Here is a 15865-nt window from a genome sequence, read left to right on the forward strand (position 1 = left end):
GAGTAGTTCCGTGGGCCTGCGTCGCCCTTGTCGTCGTGGCCGCGGCCGTAGTGTGCGCAGTGACCGGGTTCAGGTACTTCGACAACCGCGCCAGCGAGCAGGCCCGCACCCAGGTGGTCCCGGTCGCGCAGCGCACCGTCGAGGCGATGTTCACCTACAACTTCAAGACCGTGGACGCCGAATTGCCCAAGGCTGCGGACAATCTCACCGGCAGCTTCCGCGACGACTACCTGAAGCTGATCAAGGAAGCGATCGCCCCCGGCGCCAAGGACAAGCAACTGAACGTTCAGGCCACCACCCAGGCCGCCGGTGTGGTCTCCACCGAGCCGGCGCGCGCGGTGGTGATGCTCTATCTGAACCAGGTGAGTACGAGCAAGGATTCGCCGCAGGCCAACATCAGCACCAGCCGGGTCAAGGTGAGCCTGGACAAGGACGGCAATCGCTGGATGGTCTCCGATGTCACGCCGATCTGATCGGCGAATCAACCCGGGTTCAGTGCGTTTCGCGCGGCAGCCGCACGCTGAAGGTGGCGCCCTCGCCCGGGGTGCTTTGCGCATCGACCGTGCCGCCGTGCGCGGTGACCAGCGCCTGCACGATGGAGAGTCCGAGGCCGGTGCCGCCGCTGCTGCGGGTGCGTGAGGTGTCGGTGCGGTAGAAGCGTTCGAAGATTCGGTCGACTTCCTCGTCGGGGAGGCCGGGGCCGGTGTCGGAGACTTCCAGGACGACCTCGTCGGGGCGCGGGGTCAGGCGGACCGTTATCGAGGCGTCCGGTGGGGTGTGGGTGAGTGCGTTGTTCAGCAGGTTGGCGAGGACCTGACGTAGGCGGGCTTCGTCGCCGATGACCTCCAATGTGCCGTCACCGGGGCGGATTTCGAGCTGGATCGAGCGGGGCGGGCCGTCCGGGTTTCCGGCGGCGGCCGCGGCGCGCGCGTTGTGCACGGCGTCGCTGGCGACGGCTAGCAGGTCGACCGGGTCGAGTTCCAGTGGGCGTTGGGCGTCCAGGCGGGCCAGCATCAGCAGGTCCTCCACCAGCAGGCCCATGCGCTGGGCTTCGCGTTCGATGCGGTCCATGAACAGCGCCGGGTCCGAGGTCGCGCCCTGGCGGTAGAGCTCGGCGAAGCCGCGGATGGTGGTGAGCGGGGTGCGCAGTTCGTGACTCGCGTCGGCGACGAAGCGCCGCATGTTCGCCTCGGAGCGGCGCGCGGCGGCCTCGGATGCCTCGGTTTTCGCGAAGGCGCGCTGGATCTGCGTCAGCATGCCGTTCAGCGATTGGGACAGCCGGTCGACCTCGGTGTTGGTGCCGTGCACCGGAACTCGGCGATGCAGGTCGCCCGCGGCGATCGCGGCGGCGATATTCTCGACGCCGCGCAGCGGCCGCAGGCTGCTGCGGATCACGAAGTAGGCGGCCACCGCGAGCGCGGCGAGGACCGCGGCGCCGACGATGAGCTGCAGCATGATCAGCCTGCGCACGGTGTCGATGTTCTGGGTAAGAGGTATGGCCACCGTCGTTGTCGTCTCTGGCGTGCCGACCACCAGGGCCCGCCACCGGATCGGTGCGTCGTTCTTGGAGCCGACGGTCCTCGGCTGCATGAGGACGACCGGACCGACGATCCCCTGGTCCGAACCCAGTTGCCGCACTTCGTTCGATGGGGCGGGGACGTCCGGGTCGATACCGATATCGACACCGAACGGTCTGGCCTCGAAGTGGACGCCGCCGCCGTTGGCCGATTCGGAACGGATGTAAAACGTGCTCGACGGATGTATTGGATTCTGCGGAGCCTGTCGCTGCGGACGCGCCCACGCCATCGCGGCGTCGCGCAACTGCTGGTCGGTGCGCTTCGTCAGCCCCTTCTCCAACGAGGAGGTGACGGCCATCCCCGAGACCAGCAGCCCGAGCGCGGACAGGATGACCAGCGCCAGCACCAACAGCACCCGCAGCGGGATCGCCAACCAGGTGCGCGACACCCGGCGTCGGGCGCGTTCGAGCGGCTCAGCGATCATTTGTCGTGCTGTCGGGTCCGGTTCGGCGCGCGCATCACGTACCCGACGCCGCGCAGCGTGTGGATCAACCGCTGATCCCCGGTGTCTACTTTCTTGCGCAGATACGACACATAGGTCTCCACCACCCCGACCTCGCCGCCGAAGTCGTAGCGCCACACGTGATCCAGAATGCGCGGCTTGCTCAGCACCGTGCCCGCATTGACCATGAAGTAGCGCAGCAGCGTGAATTCGGTGCGGGACAACGCGACCGGCTCGCCGGCCTTCCACACCTCATGGGTGTCGTCGTCGAGTTCGATGTCCTCGAACCGAATGCGCGAAGTCTCCCGCACCGGCATGTGCTGGCCGGATCGGCGCAGGATGACCCGCAGCCGGGCCACCACCTCTTCCAGGCTGAACGGCTTGGTGACGTAGTCGTCGGCGCCGAGCGTGAGCCCGGCGACCTTGTCCTGCACCTCGTCGCGGGCGGTCAAGAACAGCACCGGGGCGTCGATGCCATCGGCGCGCAGCCTGCGCAACAGCCCGAAGCCGTCCATGCCGGGCATCATCACGTCGAGGATCATGGCCTGCGGCCGGAAGACGCGGGCCTTGTCCAGCGCCTGCGCCCCGTCGGCGGCCGACTCGACCTCGAACCCCTGATAGCGCAGGCTCACCGACAGCAGCTCCACGATCATCGGTTCATCGTCGACCACGAGTACCCGAGCCTCGGGTGTGCTCTCCGCAGGCACGTTCATACCTTCATGGTCCGGGACGGGACTGGGAACCCGCTGGAACTTTCCTGGGTGATTCCTGTGAATGGGTAAGTCAGCGATGTGGTTCCCGGGATTCGGGGTATAGGTCGTCGTCGGTGAGCAGGGCGCTGCCCGCGACCTGGTCCTGGGCCAGCGCCTCCATGAAGGAGCGGGCCCAGCGGTCCACGTCGTGGGCGAGTACCTGGCGGCGCAGGGAGCGCATCCGGCGCCGCTTGGTGTCGCGGTCGTCCTCGAGTGCTGAGACGATGGCGTCCTTCACGCTGTCCAGGTCGTGCGGGTTGCACAGGTAGGCTTGGCGCAATTCGGCTGCGGCGCCGGTGAATTCGCTCAGGACCAGGGCGCCGTTGAGACCGCTGTGGCAGGCCACGTACTCCTTGGCGACCAGGTTCATGCCGTCGCGCAGCGGGGTCACCAGCATGGCATCGGCGGCCACGAAGAAGGCGATGAGTTCGTCGCGGGGGATGGGGCGATGCAGGTAATGCACCACCGGGTGGCCGACCTCGGAGAATTCGCCGTTGATCCGGCCGACCTGGCGCTCGATGTCGCCGCGCATCTGGACGTAGCTCTCCACCCGCTCGCGGCTCGGTGTGGCCAGCTGCACCATCACCGTCTCCGTCGGATCGATCCGGCCCTCCACCAGCAGTTCCTCCAGGGCACCGAGCCGGATGTCGATGCCCTTGGTGTAGTCGAGCCGGTCGACGCCGAGCAGGACGTTCTTCGGGTTGCCCAACTCGGCGCGGATCTTCGCGGCGCGTTCCCGCACCGACCGGCGCCGGGAATACTCGTCGAGTTCGGCGGAGGCGATCGAGATCGGGAACGCACCCACCCGGACCGTGCGGAACCCGACCTGCACAACGCCGAGCTTGGAACGGACGCCGACGGTGCCACGCGAGGTGGGCTGACCGGCGAGGCGCCTGGCCAGGTACAGGAAGTTCTGTGCGCCGCCCGGCAGATGGAACCCGATCAGATCGGCGCCGAGCAGACCGTCGATGATCTCGGCCCGCCATGGCATCTGCATGAACAGCTCGACCGGCGGGAATGGGATGTGCAGGAAGAACCCGATGGTCAGATCGGGGCGCAGCATACGCAGCATCTTCGGCACCAGCTGCAGCTGATAGTCCTGGACCCACACGGTGGCGCCCTCGGCGGCCACCTTCGCGGTCGCCTCGGCGAAGCGTCGGTTCACCTGGACGTATGCGCTCCACCATGCCCGGTCGTAGACCGGCCGCACGATCACATCGTGATAGAGCGGCCACAGCGTGGCGTTGGAGAAGCCCTCGTAGTAGTCGGCGACCTCTTGCGCGGTGAGCTGCACCGGATGCAGCTCGAGCCCGTCCTCGATGATCGGATCGACGTCGACGTCCGGCACGCCGGCCCAGCCGACCCACGCCCCCTTGTTGTTGCGTAGCACCGGCTCCAGCGCGGTGACCAGGCCACCGGGGCTGCGCTTCCATCGGGTGGAACCATCAGGCAGACGTTCCAGGTCGACCGGAAGGCGATTGGCGACGACGACGAAACCGGAGCCGGCCCCGTTGGTTTCAGCGTGACCGTTGGTTGTCACCTCGAGGTCGGCGGTATCAGGTGAGAGCTTTGGTAGGGCGTGCTCGGAGTCGTCGGACGGCTGCTGTGTCATTGGTCCACTCACGCATCCTTTGCGCGTCGCTTTTCCCGCTGAAGTTATCGGTTGGTCGACGGCGCCGTTGTCGTCGAGCTCGAGTTGGTCGCTACTCGCCTCGGGCGCTCGGTCCGATGCCGAGCATCGACAACAGCATCCGGCACTCGTCCGCGTCCTCCGCGTACGCGGCAACGACGCGCTGCGCTTGGCGTGCGGTCTCGTCGGCGAGTGGTTCCAGATCGTCGTCCGCGATGTCGTTCGCGCTGCCCTTCGCGGCCATCTTCTTGTCCTCCCGGCTCGTTACGCTCGTACGTGCGAGTAGTCAATGATATCTGGATCAGGTGAGAACGCGCCGCACCCGGATACCAGTTCGCCCGGGGTCGGTGCGTCCCCGCGCGCGTCCCTATACCGTGGTGACCCAGCACCACTCCACGAAAGGGTTTGAAGATGCCGCTGGCCACGGTGAACGGAATCTCCCTCAACTACCAGGTCAAGGGCGACCGAGCCAGGGGCACGGACGTCAAGGGATCGGCCCCGTTGGTCGTGATGATCATGGGTACCGGCAGCCCGGGACGCGTCTGGGAACTGCATCAGGTTCCGGCGTTGCTCGCCGCCGGATACCGGGTGTGCACCTTCGACAACCGTGGCATCGCGCCGTCCTTCGAGGCCCCGTCGGGCATGACCATCGACGACCTGGCCGCCGACACCGCCGGGCTCATCGAAGTGCTCGACGAGGGTCCCGCGCTGGTGGTCGGCACTTCGATGGGGGCGCGGGTGGCCCAGGAAGTGGCGCTGGCCCGGCCCGAACTGGTGCGCAAGGCGGTGTTCATGGCCGGTCACGGCCGCCTCGATCAGTTCCAGAAGACGCTCTCGTTCGGCGAGCACGAACTCGATGCCAGCGGCGTCAAGCTGCCGGTGAAGTACGAGGCCGCGATGACCGCCGTGATGAACCTGTCGCCCGCGACGATGGCCGACCCGAATGCCGCTCGCGACTGGCTGGATCTGTTCGAGTTCACCGGCGGCCCGGTCACGCCGGGTATCCGTGCGCAGCGCCGGATGGACCACGATTTCGATCGGATGCAGGCATATCGGGGGGTCAAGGTGCCGTGTCTGGCCATTGGGTTCGCCGATGATCGGATGATTCCGCCATACCTCTCGCGCGAGGTCGCCGAGGTAATTCCGGGAGCGCGCTACCAGGAAGTTCCCGATGCGGGACACTATGGATACCTGGAGCGTCCCGAGGCTGTCAACAAAATCCTGCTCGATTTTTTCGGGGCCTGAGGTAACTGCCTACGCGTAACGTCTGCCTTGCTAGGGTCGACACAACGCTCGGGGAGTCTAACGGCGCTCCAGCAGCGCCGGACAGGTCCGGAGTAATCCCGTACATGCGCCAGTATCCAGTGAGGTGAAATTGAGCACCAACCCCTTCGATGACGAAGACGGTCGCTTCTTCGTCCTGGTCAACGACGAGGAACAGCATTCGCTGTGGCCGGCCTTCGCGGAGGTTCCGGCCGGATGGCGAGTGGTTTTCGGCGAGGACAGCCGCGCTGCCTGCGTCGAGTACGTCGAAAAGAATTGGACCGACATGCGTCCGAAGAGCCTGCGTGACGCGATGGCCGCCGATGACGCGGCCCGGCAGGGCGCCAGGTCCTGACCTGCAGTATCCGCTACTGCGCCGGGACGTTCGACTGAACTGCCGCTGCGTGGCACCGTAATCCGGTGTCACGCAGTTGGCGCGCCCGGTTATGATAGGCACCGTTTTCCCGCCTCCTTAGCTCAGTGGTAGAGCACTCGCCTTGTAAGCGAAAGGTCGTCAGTTCAATCCTGACAGGGGGCTCTTTCCGGCCACTGCGCGGCTGAGCTCAGCGGTCGAGGCTCTGTCGATGGGCGGAGTGGAAACGCATCGCGGCGGCGGGACACGCCCGCCGCCAACGACGCGGGCAAGAGAGCGTCTTCGGTGAACCGCGAAGTCAGTCGGGAACGTTCGCGCCGTGCCCTAGGTCGCGCAGCGCCTGCTTGATCTTGGCCTGAGCCTCGTCGAGGGATTCCGGGGAGGGATTCGGGTCGGCGCCCGAGATATCGAAGTTGCCCATCGTAAACGCGGGGAAGACGTGCACGTGCAGGTGCGGCACCTCCAGCCCGGCAATGAGCAGCCCGGCGCGCGGCGCGTCCCACGCCTGCCGCACCGCCTGCCCGACCTTCTGGGCGACGCCGTTCAACCGCGCGAACGTTTCGGCGTCGATGTCCTGCCACTGGTCGATTTCCTTGCGGGGCACCACCAGGGTGTGACCGGGGGTGACCGGGGCGATGGTGAGGAAACCGACGAATTCGTCGTCCTCCCAGACGAATCGGCCCGGCAGTTGACCGTCGATGATCGCACTGAAAACAGAAGCCATGCCCGCAGGCTACGCGCCGGTGTCGAACGATTTCGAGAGTGCACGGTGTTGAGGCCGCCTGAAACTGTGTCTAACATACACATATTAGTTTCCATCAGACACAGTTTAGGAAGATGATGATCGCCATCGCGCTCGCCACCGCCGCCGCATTCTCCGCCGCCCCCGCCGGCCTGCTGAGCCACCGCCAGTTGCGTCGCCGCGGCGCCGCACGCGCACTGCGTATCGACACCCCCAACGGCATCGTCGAATCCGGCTTCGTTCGCATCGGGGGCATCGACCAGTGGCTCGAGATTCGCGGCGAAGACCTGAATAACCCGGTGCTGCTCGACCTGCATGGCGGCCCCGGCGCCACGAACACCTACTTCGCCAACCGGACCCGCGAGTGGCAGCGGCACTTCACCATCGTCCGCTGGGACATGCGCGGCACCGGCAAGACCTTCGGTCGCGGCGAGCAGGGCGAGATAGGTGTCAACCGGCTGTTCGACGACGCACTGGAGGTCACCCGCTACGTGCGGCACAGGCTGCACAAGGACAACGTGGTGCTGCTCGGCAACTCCTTCGGATCGGTGCTCGGACTTCGCCTGGCGCGCAACCACCCCGAGCTGTACTCGGCCTACGTCGGCACCGACCAGAACATCTGCGGCGGCGAATGCGACGACAGCGCGTTCTACGCGACAGTGCGGCGGCTGCGCGATAGTGGAAAGCGTTCCGCCGCAGTGAAACTGGAGAAGATGGGCCCGGATGCCACCAAGTGGAGCGCCGAAGAGTGGGGACTGCACGCCAAGCTGAAGACCAGCTCGGACCCCTTCCTCGTCACTATGCTGAAGCAGCTGATCCTCCCCTCGATGTGGTTCTCACCGCAGCACCGGCTGCGCGACCTGAAGGCAGGCGCGGACGGCATGAAGTTCTCCGAACGGATCGGCGTCGAATCCGTGCACTTCGATTCCTGGCTCGACGGAACCCGGTTCGAGCTCCCGTTCTTCATCTTTCAGGGCGAACACGACAGCCTGACGCCTGCGGCCCGCGCGCGCCACTACTTCGACGACGTGCGGGCGCCGCACAAGGAGTTCGCGCTGATCACCGACGCCACCCACTTCGCGTCGTTCTGGCAGCCCGAGCAGTTCCTCGAACTGCTGCTGACCCGGGTGCGTCCGGTGGTCGTCGAGAGCCGGGTGGCACCGGCGGCTCGATAGCGGTGGCGGCGGGGGGCTTTGGCGCCGATACACGACAAAACTGTTACGCCGCAACACTGTTACACGGCAACGAAATGCGACAGGATCCCTTGCACCTCATAGATGTCGACCTGACGATTGAACCGCTTCTGCACCGGCTCGTGCGACCCGGAAATCCAGATGGCGAGCTCGGCGTCCAGGTCGAAGGTGCCCGCGGTTTCCACCGAGAAGTGCGTGATCGCCCGGTAGGGGATGCTGTGATAGCTCACCTTCCGGCCGGTCACGCCCTGCTTGTCTACCAGGATCAGGCGCCGGTTCGTGAACAGGATGGCATCGCGTACCAGCAGATACGCGGCGTAGATCTCTTCACCGTTACCGAGGAGCTTCGCGTATTCGCGGGTCGCCTGGCCGGGATCGATCCGTCCGGCATTGCCCATCAGTCCGTCGATCAGACCCATCGTCAGCACGTCCTTTGCGCAGTCCGAGTGTGGTTGGGGCAGATTCGACGCCCACCCCCGATCCATCATCCTCTCCGTCGGGCTCGTGTCGGCCGAGGTGACAACTGATTTCGGCGCACCTTTAAGATGTTGGCCGTGCGCGTACTCGTCATCGGTTCCGGAGCCCGTGAACATGCCCTCGTCCTGGCGCTGCGCCGGGACTCCGCGGTGAGCGCGCTATACGCCGCGCCGGGCAACGCCGGGATCGCCCAACATGCGCAGACCCGGCCGGTCGACCCGTGCTCCGCCGAGGCCGTGGTCGCCCTGGCCACCGACCTCGACGTGGATCTGGTGGTGATCGGTCCCGAGGTGCCGCTGGTGCTCGGTGTCGCCGACGCGGTACGGGCGGCGGGCATCGCGTGCTTCGGTCCGTCGGCGGCGGCCGCGCGGATCGAAGGATCGAAGGCCTTCGCCAAGGACGTCATGTCGGCGGCCGGGGTGCGCACCGCGCACAGCGAGATCGTGGACACCCCTGCCGAACTCGATGCCGCGCTCGACCGATTCGGCCCCACCTGGGTGGTGAAGGACGACGGCCTTGCTGCGGGCAAGGGCGTGGTGGTGACCGCGGACCGGCACGCGGCACGCGATCACGCCGCGGAACTGCTCGAGAACGGCCACCCGGTGCTGCTGGAATCCTTCCTCGATGGGCCGGAGGTTTCGCTGTTCTGTCTGGTCGACGGTGCGACGGTGATTCCGCTGCTGCCCGCGCAGGATTACAAGCGCGTCGGCGACGGCGATACCGGCCCGAACACCGGCGGCATGGGCGCCTACACGCCGCTGCCGTGGCTGCCCGAGGAGACGGTAACCGCCATCGTCGAGGACGTGGTCAAGCCGGTCGCCGCCGAAATGGTGCGGCGCGGAGATGCCTTTTCCGGCCTGCTCTACGCGGGTCTAGCGATCGGCGCGGCCGGGCCGGCCGTTGTCGAGTTCAACTGCCGCTTCGGCGATCCGGAGACCCAGGCGGTGCTCGCGCTGCTGGACAGCCCGCTCGGCGAGCTGCTGAACGCCACCGCCACCGGCACCCTGGACGAGGTCGACGCGCCGCGCTGGCGGGACGGCTCCGCTGTCACCGTGGTCGTCGCGGCCGAGAACTACCCGGGCCGCCCGCGCATCGGTGATGTAATCACCGGAGCGGGCGACGGCGCTGTCGACGACTCCGCCGCGGTGCTGCACGCCGGAACCGCCCAGCGCGAGGACGGCGCGCTGGTCTCCGCGGGTGGCCGCGTCCTCAGCGTCGTCGGCATCGGCGCCGACCTGGCCGAGGCCCGTACCCACGCGTACGACCGCATCGCCTCGATCAAACTCCCGGGCAGCCACTACCGCACCGATATCGGACTCGCCGCCGTCGAGGACCGCATTACCGTCTAGCCGAAGACGAGGCCGTGTGCGGCGAGCCACGGCAGCGGGTCGACATGCTGGCCGCCGATGATCACCTCGAAGTGCAGGTGTGGGCCGGTGGAGTCGCCGCGGTTGCCCATGCGGGCGATCTGCATGCCCGCGGGGACGCGCTCGCCGACGGAGACGAAGAAGTCGTACATGTGCCCGTACACCGTGATGCTGCCATCGTCGTGGCGGATGCGCACCCACAGCCCGAAGCCCTGCGCGGGGCCCGCGTCGATGACAGTGCCGTTGGCGACTGCGTAGATGGGGGTCCCGATCGGGCCCGCGATGTCGATGCCGGCGTGGAAAGTGCCCCAGCGGGCACCGAATCCGGAGGTGAAGGTGCCGCGAGTCGGTAGCACGTACCCGGTGCTACCGGGCAGTACCGAACCGGGCACCACCGGCGCGTTGCCGGTCATCCAGGGCTGCCGGTCCCCGGCGACCGCGGCGGCGGCCTCGGCCTTGGCGCGGTCCAGAGTGGCGCGGGCGGCCGCCGCGACCACCGCTTGCTCGCGCAGCTGCTCGCCATCGGCGATGGCGTTGAGGTATCGGCGCACCGACGGCGGGGTGGACTGCACCTGCGGCGGGTAGGCGATGGCCACCCGTTGCGCATCGTCCGGTCCCGGAGCGCGGGCGGTGACGCCCCAGGTGTACGGCGCATCGGCCGCGGCGAGCACGGCCGCCGCACAGACCCCGGCAATCAGAATCCGATGCTTGCGCAACAGCGCGCGATAATCGGGACGCGGCCGCTCCTGCAACCCGGCGCGCCAATCGGGCGGAATGACTCCGACGCCACCCACTCCACGTACTCGTTCCAGTCCAGCGCGGCGAGCTTTGTCAAGCATCAAGTCGACCATAGCCGCGACCGAACGGAAGTGGGTGCTCTACCGTCTGTCGGGTGTCCAGAGAATCTCGCCGGTCGACCATTGCACCTTTCTACGTGATGGATGTCTGGAAAGCCGCCGCGGAACGGGCCAGATCGCATGGCGGTGTGCTCATGTTGGCCGCGGGGCAGCCGTCCACGCCGGCGCCCGCGCCGGTGCTGCGTGCGACGAAGGCGGCAATCGACGCCGAATTGCTTGGCTACACAGAGACTTTCGGTATTCTGCCGTTGCGTGCGGCGATCGCGGAGCACCACCGCGACACCTACGGCTACCACGTCGATGCTGACGACGTGGTGGTGACGACCGGATCCTCGGGCGCCTTCACGCTCATTTTCCTGGCCGCCTTCGATCCGGGCGACACCGTGGTGGTGGCCCGACCCGGCTATCCGGCCTATCGAAACTCCCTGGCCGCGCTGGGGTGTCGCGTGGTCGAGCTGGATTGCGGTGCGCAGACCAGGTTCCAGCCGACTGTGGCGATGCTGGAAGCGCTGCCGCAGCCGCCAGCGGGTCTGGTGGTGGCCAGCCCGGCCAATCCGACGGGCACGATGATCGACCCGGCCGAACTCGCCGCCGTGGCGCGCTGGTGCGACGCGAACGGCACGCTGCTGATCTCCGACGAGATCTACCACGGCATCACCTACGCGGGCGCCGGCGCGGGCACCTCGTCGGCGTGGGAGACCTCGCGCGAATCAGTGGTGATCGGCTCGGTGTCGAAGTACTTCTCGATGACCGGCTGGCGGCTCGGCTGGATGCTGGTGCCGAGCGGATTGCGGCCCGCGCTGCAGCGGCTGGCTTCGAACATGACCGTCTGCCCGCCCGCCATCTCCCAATACGCGGCGCTGCATGCCTTCGGCGCCGAGGCGAAGGCCGAGCTCGACGGACACGTGCAGCGCTACGCCACGAACCGGCGACTGCTGCTCGATGGCCTGCCGGAACTGGGCATCACCGACCTGGCTCCGGCCGATGGCGCCTTCTACGCCTACGCCGACATCGGCCACCTCACCGACGATTCCCGGAAGTGGTGCGCCGAGGTGCTCGAGCACACCGGGGTGGCGCTGGCGCCCGGCGTCGACTTCGACACCGTTGCCGGACTCCGCACCGTGCGCTTCTCCTTCGCCGGAGCCACCGCGGACATCGAGGAGGCACTCGTTCGGCTGCGTCGCTATCTGCGCGGCTGATCCTCGTGTCCGGCAACGAGTTTGCACAGTTCGTCACCCGGACCGCGCAGATGCGGTAAAAAACGGTGGCTGGGTTTTCCTCTCTGATTTCGCACGGATGAACTGATGACGACTGGCACGATGGCACGGTGATAACCGCGACGACCCCGAAAGGCGAACGGCGTCGCCAGGCTCTGGTAGCAGCCGCCGCCGAGTTGTTACTCGAAGGCGGATTCGACGCTGTGCGACATCGCTCGGTCGCGACGCGAGCCGACCTTCCGTTGGCATCGACCACGTACTACTTCGAATCGCTCGACGATCTGATCGCGCGCGCGGTCGAGTTCAGCGGTAATGCGGAGTTGGACGCGATGCGACACCGGGTCGGCGATGTGAGTCATCGCCGGCGTGGCGCCGAGGCGACGGTCGATCTGGTGCTCGATCTGTTGGTCGGGACCGACGGGCGCGACGAAGATGCGCGCGGTCAGCTGATCGCGCGTTACGAGCGGTCGGTGGCCTCGGCGCGGCATCCGGAACTACGGGATGTGCAGCTACGACTACGGGCGCAGCTCGATGAGTTGCTCGCCGATGTGCTGCGCCGCTCCGATCGGGCGGTGCGACCGGAGCAATTGCGCAGGCTGGTGGCCGTGGTCGACGGCGCGGTGGTGGCGGCGCTGAGCGAACTGGACCCGGAGCCAAGACGAATGGCGCGAGGCGCACTCCTGGAAGTGATCGATATCGTGGCACCCGCGACGCCCCAGCAGATCGATAGGTTCCGGGCACTAGACTGATCGGTCGTGAGTGAGCGCAGCGAGCGAACCATCGGCACAGCGCCCCGGCGAACGACGAAGCCGAGCGTCAGCGAGGCACAGTCGTGAGCATCGTCCCGAACGTCCTAGCCACCCGATACGCCGGCCCGGAACTGGTGCATCTGTGGTCGCCCGAGAACAAGATCGTGCTCGAACGGCGGCTGTGGCTGGAGGTGTTGCGGGCGCAGTCGGAGCTCGGCATCAACCTGCCGCCCGGTGTCATCGCCGATTACGAGCGGGTCATCGATCGGGTCGATCTCGGCTCGATCGCCGAGCGGGAGCGGGTCACCCGACACGACGTGAAGGCGCGTATCGAGGAATTCAACGCGTTGGCCGGGCACGAGCACGTGCACAAGGGCATGACCAGCCGCGACCTCACCGAAAACGTCGAGCAGCTGCAGATCCGGCTCTCCCTCGAGCATGTGCACTCGCACGGCGTCGCCATCGCGGCCCGGCTGACCGAGCGCGCCGCCGAGTATCAGACGCTGGTGATGGCGGGTCGTTCGCACAATGTCGCAGCGCAAGCCACCACGCTCGGCAAGCGCTTCGCCTCCGCCGCCGACGAGATGCTGATCGCGCTGACCCGGCTGCGGGAACTCATCGACCGGTATCCGCTGCGCGGTATCAAGGGCCCGATGGGCACCGCCCAGGACATGCTCGACCTGCTCGGCGGCGACCCGGCCAAGCTGGCAACACTGGAGCAGCAGGTCGCCGGGCACCTCGGCTTCGCCACCGTGCTGACCAGCGTCGGCCAGGTGTATCCGCGCTCGCTCGACCACGACGTGCTGTCCGCGTTGGTGCAGGTCGGTGCGGGTCCGTCGTCGTTCGCGCACACCATCCGCCTGATGGCCGGCCACGAGCTGGTGACCGAGGGCTTCCAGCCCGGCCAGGTGGGCAGCTCGGCGATGCCGCACAAGATGAACACCCGCTCCTGTGAGCGCGTCAACGGCCTGCAGGTGGTGCTGCGCGGTTACGCCTCGATGGCCGCCGAACTGGCGGGCGCGCAGTGGAACGAGGGCGACGTCTTCTGCTCGGTGGTGCGCCGCGTCGCGCTGCCGGATGCCTTCTTCGCCATCGACGGCATGATGGAAACCTTCCTCACCGTGCTTGCCGAATTCGGCGCCTACCCGGCCGTCATCTCTCGGGAACTGGACCGCTACCTGCCCTTCCTCGCGACCACCCGGATGCTGATCGCCGCCGTTCGCGCCGGCGTCGGCCGCGAAACCGCGCACGAGGTGATCAAGGAGCACGCCGTCGCCGTCGCGCTGGCCATGCGTGAGCAGGGCCGCGAACCCGACCTGCTCGACCGGCTCGCCGCCGACGAGCGTTTCCCGCTGGACCGCGCCGGTCTCGACGCCGCCCTCGCCGAGAAGTCCGCCTTCATCGGCGCGGCCGAGGCTCAGGTCGCCGACGTGGTTGCCCAGGTCCAGAAGCTGGTCGACACCTACCCCGAGGCCGCCCGGTACACCCCGTCCCCGATCCTCTGACGGCTGGTCGGCGGCACCGGCCCGACCGGATCCGAGCTTGGTCGGGCCCGGATAACCGGCGATAGTGAATGCCGTGAATCCGTACACGATCTTTGCCGACATCGTCGCCGGGCAGGCTGCCGCCAGCAAGGTGTACGAGGACGATGATGTGCTGGCCTTCATGGACATTCGGCCGATGACGCCGGGGCATCTGCTGGTGGTGCCGAAGGTAGCGGCGCGCAGTCTCGCGGAGCTCGATCCGGTGATCGGCGGAAAGCTGTTCCAGGTGGGGCAGCGGTTGGCCGGGGCGCTGCGGGCGTCCGAGGTGGACTGCGACGGGGTGAACTTCTTTCTTGCCGACGGGGTGACGGCGGGGCAGGAGGTGTTCCATGTGCATTTGCACGTGATCCCGCGCACACCGGGGGACGGATTCGGGCTGCGCGGACGACCGACCAGTCCGAGGCGCGCCGATCTGGATTACCTGGCCGGCTCGATTCGCGGCGCACTCGAGCGGATTGCACAAGGTTCCTGAGCGCGAGTTGGGCAGCGGGTGCAGAATCGAACCCGCTGGCCTTCCTTCATTGTCCGTCGGTCCGAAACATGCGTTCGCGAAAGCTGTTGCGAGCTGGGTAGTTTACTGAAGAAGCGCCAGAATGCCGATTTGCTTCCTATGTGTCAGTCGGTGAGTTACGTTGAATGCCAACTGCGTTGGGCTGGTGGAGGTGGGGACATGCAACGAACAGTTGTTGCTGTCGCTGTGCTGACGTTTGCTTTCGGTGTGCTCGCTCCGGTTTCGCTGACGCCCGCGCAGGCATCGGCCGCCCAGGTTGTCGGGATCGACGACCTGAGTCCGACCAAGTCGGCGGTATTCATCGACTCTCCGTCGATGGGCAAGACCGTCCAGGTGCAGGTCCTGCACCCGGCCGGTGGCCGATCGCGGCCTTCCTACTACCTGCTCGACGGCCTCGATCCCGGCGTTGGGCAGAGCACCTGGACTAACGCGACCGACGCGGAGGACTTCTTCGCGGGCAAGAACGTCAATGTGGTGCTCCCGGTCGGCGGCCAGGCCAGCTACTACACCGATTGGCAGCAGGACGACCCCAAATTCGGCCATTACACGTGGGAAACCTTCCTGACCCAGGAACTGCCGCCGATCATCGACGCGCGCTTCGGCGGCAACGGCGTGAACGCTATCGGCGGCCTGTCCATGGGCGGCAACGCGGCCTTCATCATCGCCGCCCGCAATCCCGAGCTGTATCGCGCGATCGCGGGCTACAGCGCCTGCCCCGATACCGGCCTCGCCCAGGGCGCGGTGATGTTCTCCATCGCCAACCGCGGCGGCAACCCGGTGAACATGTGGGGCGCCCCCGGCAGCCCCGCCTGGGCCGAACATGATCCAGCGCTGATGGCAGACCGCTTGCGCGGCAAGGCGATCTACCTGTCCACCGGCACCGGAATTCCCGGCCCGCACGAGGCCGAGATCAAGCCGCAGCTGGCCGAGAACATTTTCCTCGGCGGCCCCGTCGAGGTCGGTGTCCACACCTGCACGATCGCCTTCGAACAGCGCCTGCGCGGCCTCGGCATCCCCGCCCGCGTCGATTACAGCCCGAGCGGCACCCACTCGTGGTCCTACTGGCAGGACACCCTGCACGCCTCCTGGCCCACCGTCGGCCCGGCGATCGGGGCATGAACGGCTGACCGAGCCAATCGAAGCTGTCGGTGAGCACGCCGCCGAGCAACGC

Annotated in this window: 17 protein-coding genes and 1 tRNA gene; 11 read left to right on the forward strand and 7 right to left on the reverse strand. The window is 67.2% G+C overall.

Translation table 11 applies throughout. The features are described from left to right. Nucleotides 1-59: 59 nt before the first annotated feature. Complete coding sequence (locus tag ACV7NQ_RS19785) at nucleotides 60-473, forward strand: h domain protein (protein WP_463361015.1); 414 nt, start codon at nucleotides 60-62, stop codon at nucleotides 471-473. A gap of 19 nt (nucleotides 474-492) precedes the next feature. On the opposite strand, the gene ACV7NQ_RS19790 is transcribed toward ACV7NQ_RS19785, so the two are convergent. The 4 genes from ACV7NQ_RS19790 to ACV7NQ_RS19805 all read right to left on the reverse strand — a co-directional run bounded on the left by ACV7NQ_RS19790 (nucleotide 493) and on the right by ACV7NQ_RS19805 (nucleotide 4645). Next, a complete protein-coding gene (locus ACV7NQ_RS19790; protein ID WP_463361016.1) occupies nucleotides 493-2001 on the reverse strand; it encodes a sensor histidine kinase in 1509 nt (502 codons plus the stop codon). Next, nucleotides 1998-2732 carry a response regulator transcription factor gene (locus tag ACV7NQ_RS19795; protein WP_463361017.1) on the reverse strand — a complete coding sequence of 245 codons (735 nt, stop codon included), beginning with the start codon at nucleotides 2730-2732 and terminating at the stop codon, nucleotides 1998-2000. The genes ACV7NQ_RS19790 and ACV7NQ_RS19795 overlap by 4 nt, the downstream gene beginning before the upstream one ends. A 70-nt stretch (nucleotides 2733-2802) precedes the next feature. After that, a complete protein-coding gene (locus tag ACV7NQ_RS19800) occupies nucleotides 2803-4383 on the reverse strand; it encodes an alpha,alpha-trehalose-phosphate synthase (UDP-forming) (RefSeq protein ID WP_463361018.1) in 1581 nt (526 codons plus the stop codon). A gap of 91 nt (nucleotides 4384-4474) precedes the next feature. Beyond that, a complete protein-coding gene (locus ACV7NQ_RS19805; RefSeq protein WP_169333842.1) occupies nucleotides 4475-4645 on the reverse strand; it encodes a hypothetical protein in 171 nt (56 codons plus the stop codon). A 167-nt stretch (nucleotides 4646-4812) separates the two neighbouring features. Here ACV7NQ_RS19805 and ACV7NQ_RS19810 point away from each other — a divergent pair, with 167 nt between their 5' ends. The 3 genes from ACV7NQ_RS19810 (at nucleotide 4813) to ACV7NQ_RS19820 (ending at nucleotide 6202) form a co-directional block, all read left to right on the forward strand. Further along, entirely contained in the window at nucleotides 4813-5646 is an 834-nt protein-coding gene (locus tag ACV7NQ_RS19810) for an alpha/beta fold hydrolase (protein WP_463361019.1), read from the forward strand. Nucleotides 5647-5776: 130 nt separating this feature from the next. After that, complete coding sequence (locus ACV7NQ_RS19815; protein WP_463361020.1) at nucleotides 5777-6019, forward strand: MbtH family protein; 243 nt, start codon at nucleotides 5777-5779, stop codon at nucleotides 6017-6019. 111 nt (nucleotides 6020-6130) lie between these two features. Beyond that, a tRNA-Thr gene (locus ACV7NQ_RS19820) sits at nucleotides 6131-6202 on the forward strand. 133 nt (nucleotides 6203-6335) lie between these two features. Here the strand turns inward: ACV7NQ_RS19820 and ACV7NQ_RS19825 are convergent. After that, nucleotides 6336-6761: an HIT family protein gene (locus ACV7NQ_RS19825; protein WP_463361021.1), complete on the reverse strand. Its 426-nt coding sequence runs from the start codon at nucleotides 6759-6761 to the stop codon at nucleotides 6336-6338. Nucleotides 6762-6874: 113 nt separating this feature from the next. Here ACV7NQ_RS19825 and ACV7NQ_RS19830 point away from each other — a divergent pair, with 113 nt between their 5' ends. Beyond that, entirely contained in the window at nucleotides 6875-7954 is a 1080-nt protein-coding gene (locus ACV7NQ_RS19830; RefSeq protein WP_463361022.1) for an alpha/beta fold hydrolase, read from the forward strand. 59 nt (nucleotides 7955-8013) lie between these two features. Here ACV7NQ_RS19830 and ACV7NQ_RS19835 read toward each other — a convergent pair whose 3' ends face one another. Beyond that, entirely contained in the window at nucleotides 8014-8391 is a 378-nt protein-coding gene (locus ACV7NQ_RS19835; RefSeq protein ID WP_463365750.1) for a PH domain-containing protein, read from the reverse strand. A gap of 135 nt (nucleotides 8392-8526) precedes the next feature. On the opposite strand from ACV7NQ_RS19835, the gene purD reads away from it, so the two are divergent. Beyond that, the gene (gene purD, locus ACV7NQ_RS19840; RefSeq protein WP_463361023.1) at nucleotides 8527-9798 is read left to right on the forward strand and encodes a phosphoribosylamine--glycine ligase; all 1272 of its coding nucleotides are present in this window, start codon (nucleotides 8527-8529) and stop codon (nucleotides 9796-9798) included. On the opposite strand, the gene ACV7NQ_RS19845 is transcribed toward purD, so the two are convergent. Further along, on the reverse strand, nucleotides 9795-10655 hold the full coding sequence (locus ACV7NQ_RS19845) for a M23 family metallopeptidase (protein ID WP_463361024.1): 861 nt from the start codon (nucleotides 10653-10655) through the stop codon (nucleotides 9795-9797). The two genes, purD and ACV7NQ_RS19845, sit on opposite strands and share 4 nt — an antisense overlap. 53 nt (nucleotides 10656-10708) lie before the next feature. On the opposite strand from ACV7NQ_RS19845, the gene ACV7NQ_RS19850 reads away from it, so the two are divergent. The 5 genes from ACV7NQ_RS19850 (at nucleotide 10709) to ACV7NQ_RS19870 (ending at nucleotide 15813) form a co-directional block, all read left to right on the forward strand. Further along, entirely contained in the window at nucleotides 10709-11872 is a 1164-nt protein-coding gene (locus ACV7NQ_RS19850) for a pyridoxal phosphate-dependent aminotransferase (RefSeq protein ID WP_463361025.1), read from the forward strand. 128 nt (nucleotides 11873-12000) lie between these two features. Beyond that, a complete protein-coding gene (locus ACV7NQ_RS19855) occupies nucleotides 12001-12639 on the forward strand; it encodes a TetR/AcrR family transcriptional regulator (protein WP_463361026.1) in 639 nt (212 codons plus the stop codon). 83 nt (nucleotides 12640-12722) lie between these two features. Continuing rightward, complete coding sequence (gene purB / locus ACV7NQ_RS19860) at nucleotides 12723-14144, forward strand: adenylosuccinate lyase (protein WP_463361027.1); 1422 nt, start codon at nucleotides 12723-12725, stop codon at nucleotides 14142-14144. 73 nt (nucleotides 14145-14217) lie between these two features. Continuing rightward, nucleotides 14218-14655 (forward strand): HIT family protein, encoded by a 438-nt coding sequence (locus ACV7NQ_RS19865; protein WP_463361028.1) that lies wholly within the window; start codon nucleotides 14218-14220, stop codon nucleotides 14653-14655. A 198-nt stretch (nucleotides 14656-14853) separates the two neighbouring features. After that, complete coding sequence (locus ACV7NQ_RS19870; RefSeq protein WP_463361029.1) at nucleotides 14854-15813, forward strand: alpha/beta hydrolase; 960 nt, start codon at nucleotides 14854-14856, stop codon at nucleotides 15811-15813. Nucleotides 15814-15865 lie beyond the last annotated feature (52 nt).

Source organism: Nocardia sp. Tas62D01, assembly GCF_055232035.1.

Coding starts and splice junctions, on each gene's coding strand:
- ACV7NQ_RS19790 (WP_463361016.1), bottom strand. CDS start 2,001: ATGATCGCTGAGCCGCTCGAACGCGCCCGACGCCGGGTGTCGCGCACC.
- ACV7NQ_RS19795 (WP_463361017.1), bottom strand. CDS start 2,732: ATGAACGTGCCTGCGGAGAGCACACCCGAGGCTCGGGTACTCGTGGTC.
- ACV7NQ_RS19800 (WP_463361018.1), bottom strand. CDS start 4,383: ATGACACAGCAGCCGTCCGACGACTCCGAGCACGCCCTACCAAAGCTC.
- ACV7NQ_RS19805 (WP_169333842.1), bottom strand. CDS start 4,645: ATGGCCGCGAAGGGCAGCGCGAACGACATCGCGGACGACGATCTGGAA.
- ACV7NQ_RS19810 (WP_463361019.1), top strand. CDS start 4,813: ATGCCGCTGGCCACGGTGAACGGAATCTCCCTCAACTACCAGGTCAAG.
- ACV7NQ_RS19825 (WP_463361021.1), bottom strand. CDS start 6,761: ATGGCTTCTGTTTTCAGTGCGATCATCGACGGTCAACTGCCGGGCCGA.
- ACV7NQ_RS19830 (WP_463361022.1), top strand. CDS start 6,875: ATGATGATCGCCATCGCGCTCGCCACCGCCGCCGCATTCTCCGCCGCC.
- ACV7NQ_RS19835 (WP_463365750.1), bottom strand. CDS start 8,391: ATGGGTCTGATCGACGGACTGATGGGCAATGCCGGACGGATCGATCCC.
- ACV7NQ_RS19845 (WP_463361024.1), bottom strand. CDS start 10,655: ATGCTTGACAAAGCTCGCCGCGCTGGACTGGAACGAGTACGTGGAGTG.
- ACV7NQ_RS19870 (WP_463361029.1), top strand. CDS start 14,854: ATGCAACGAACAGTTGTTGCTGTCGCTGTGCTGACGTTTGCTTTCGGT.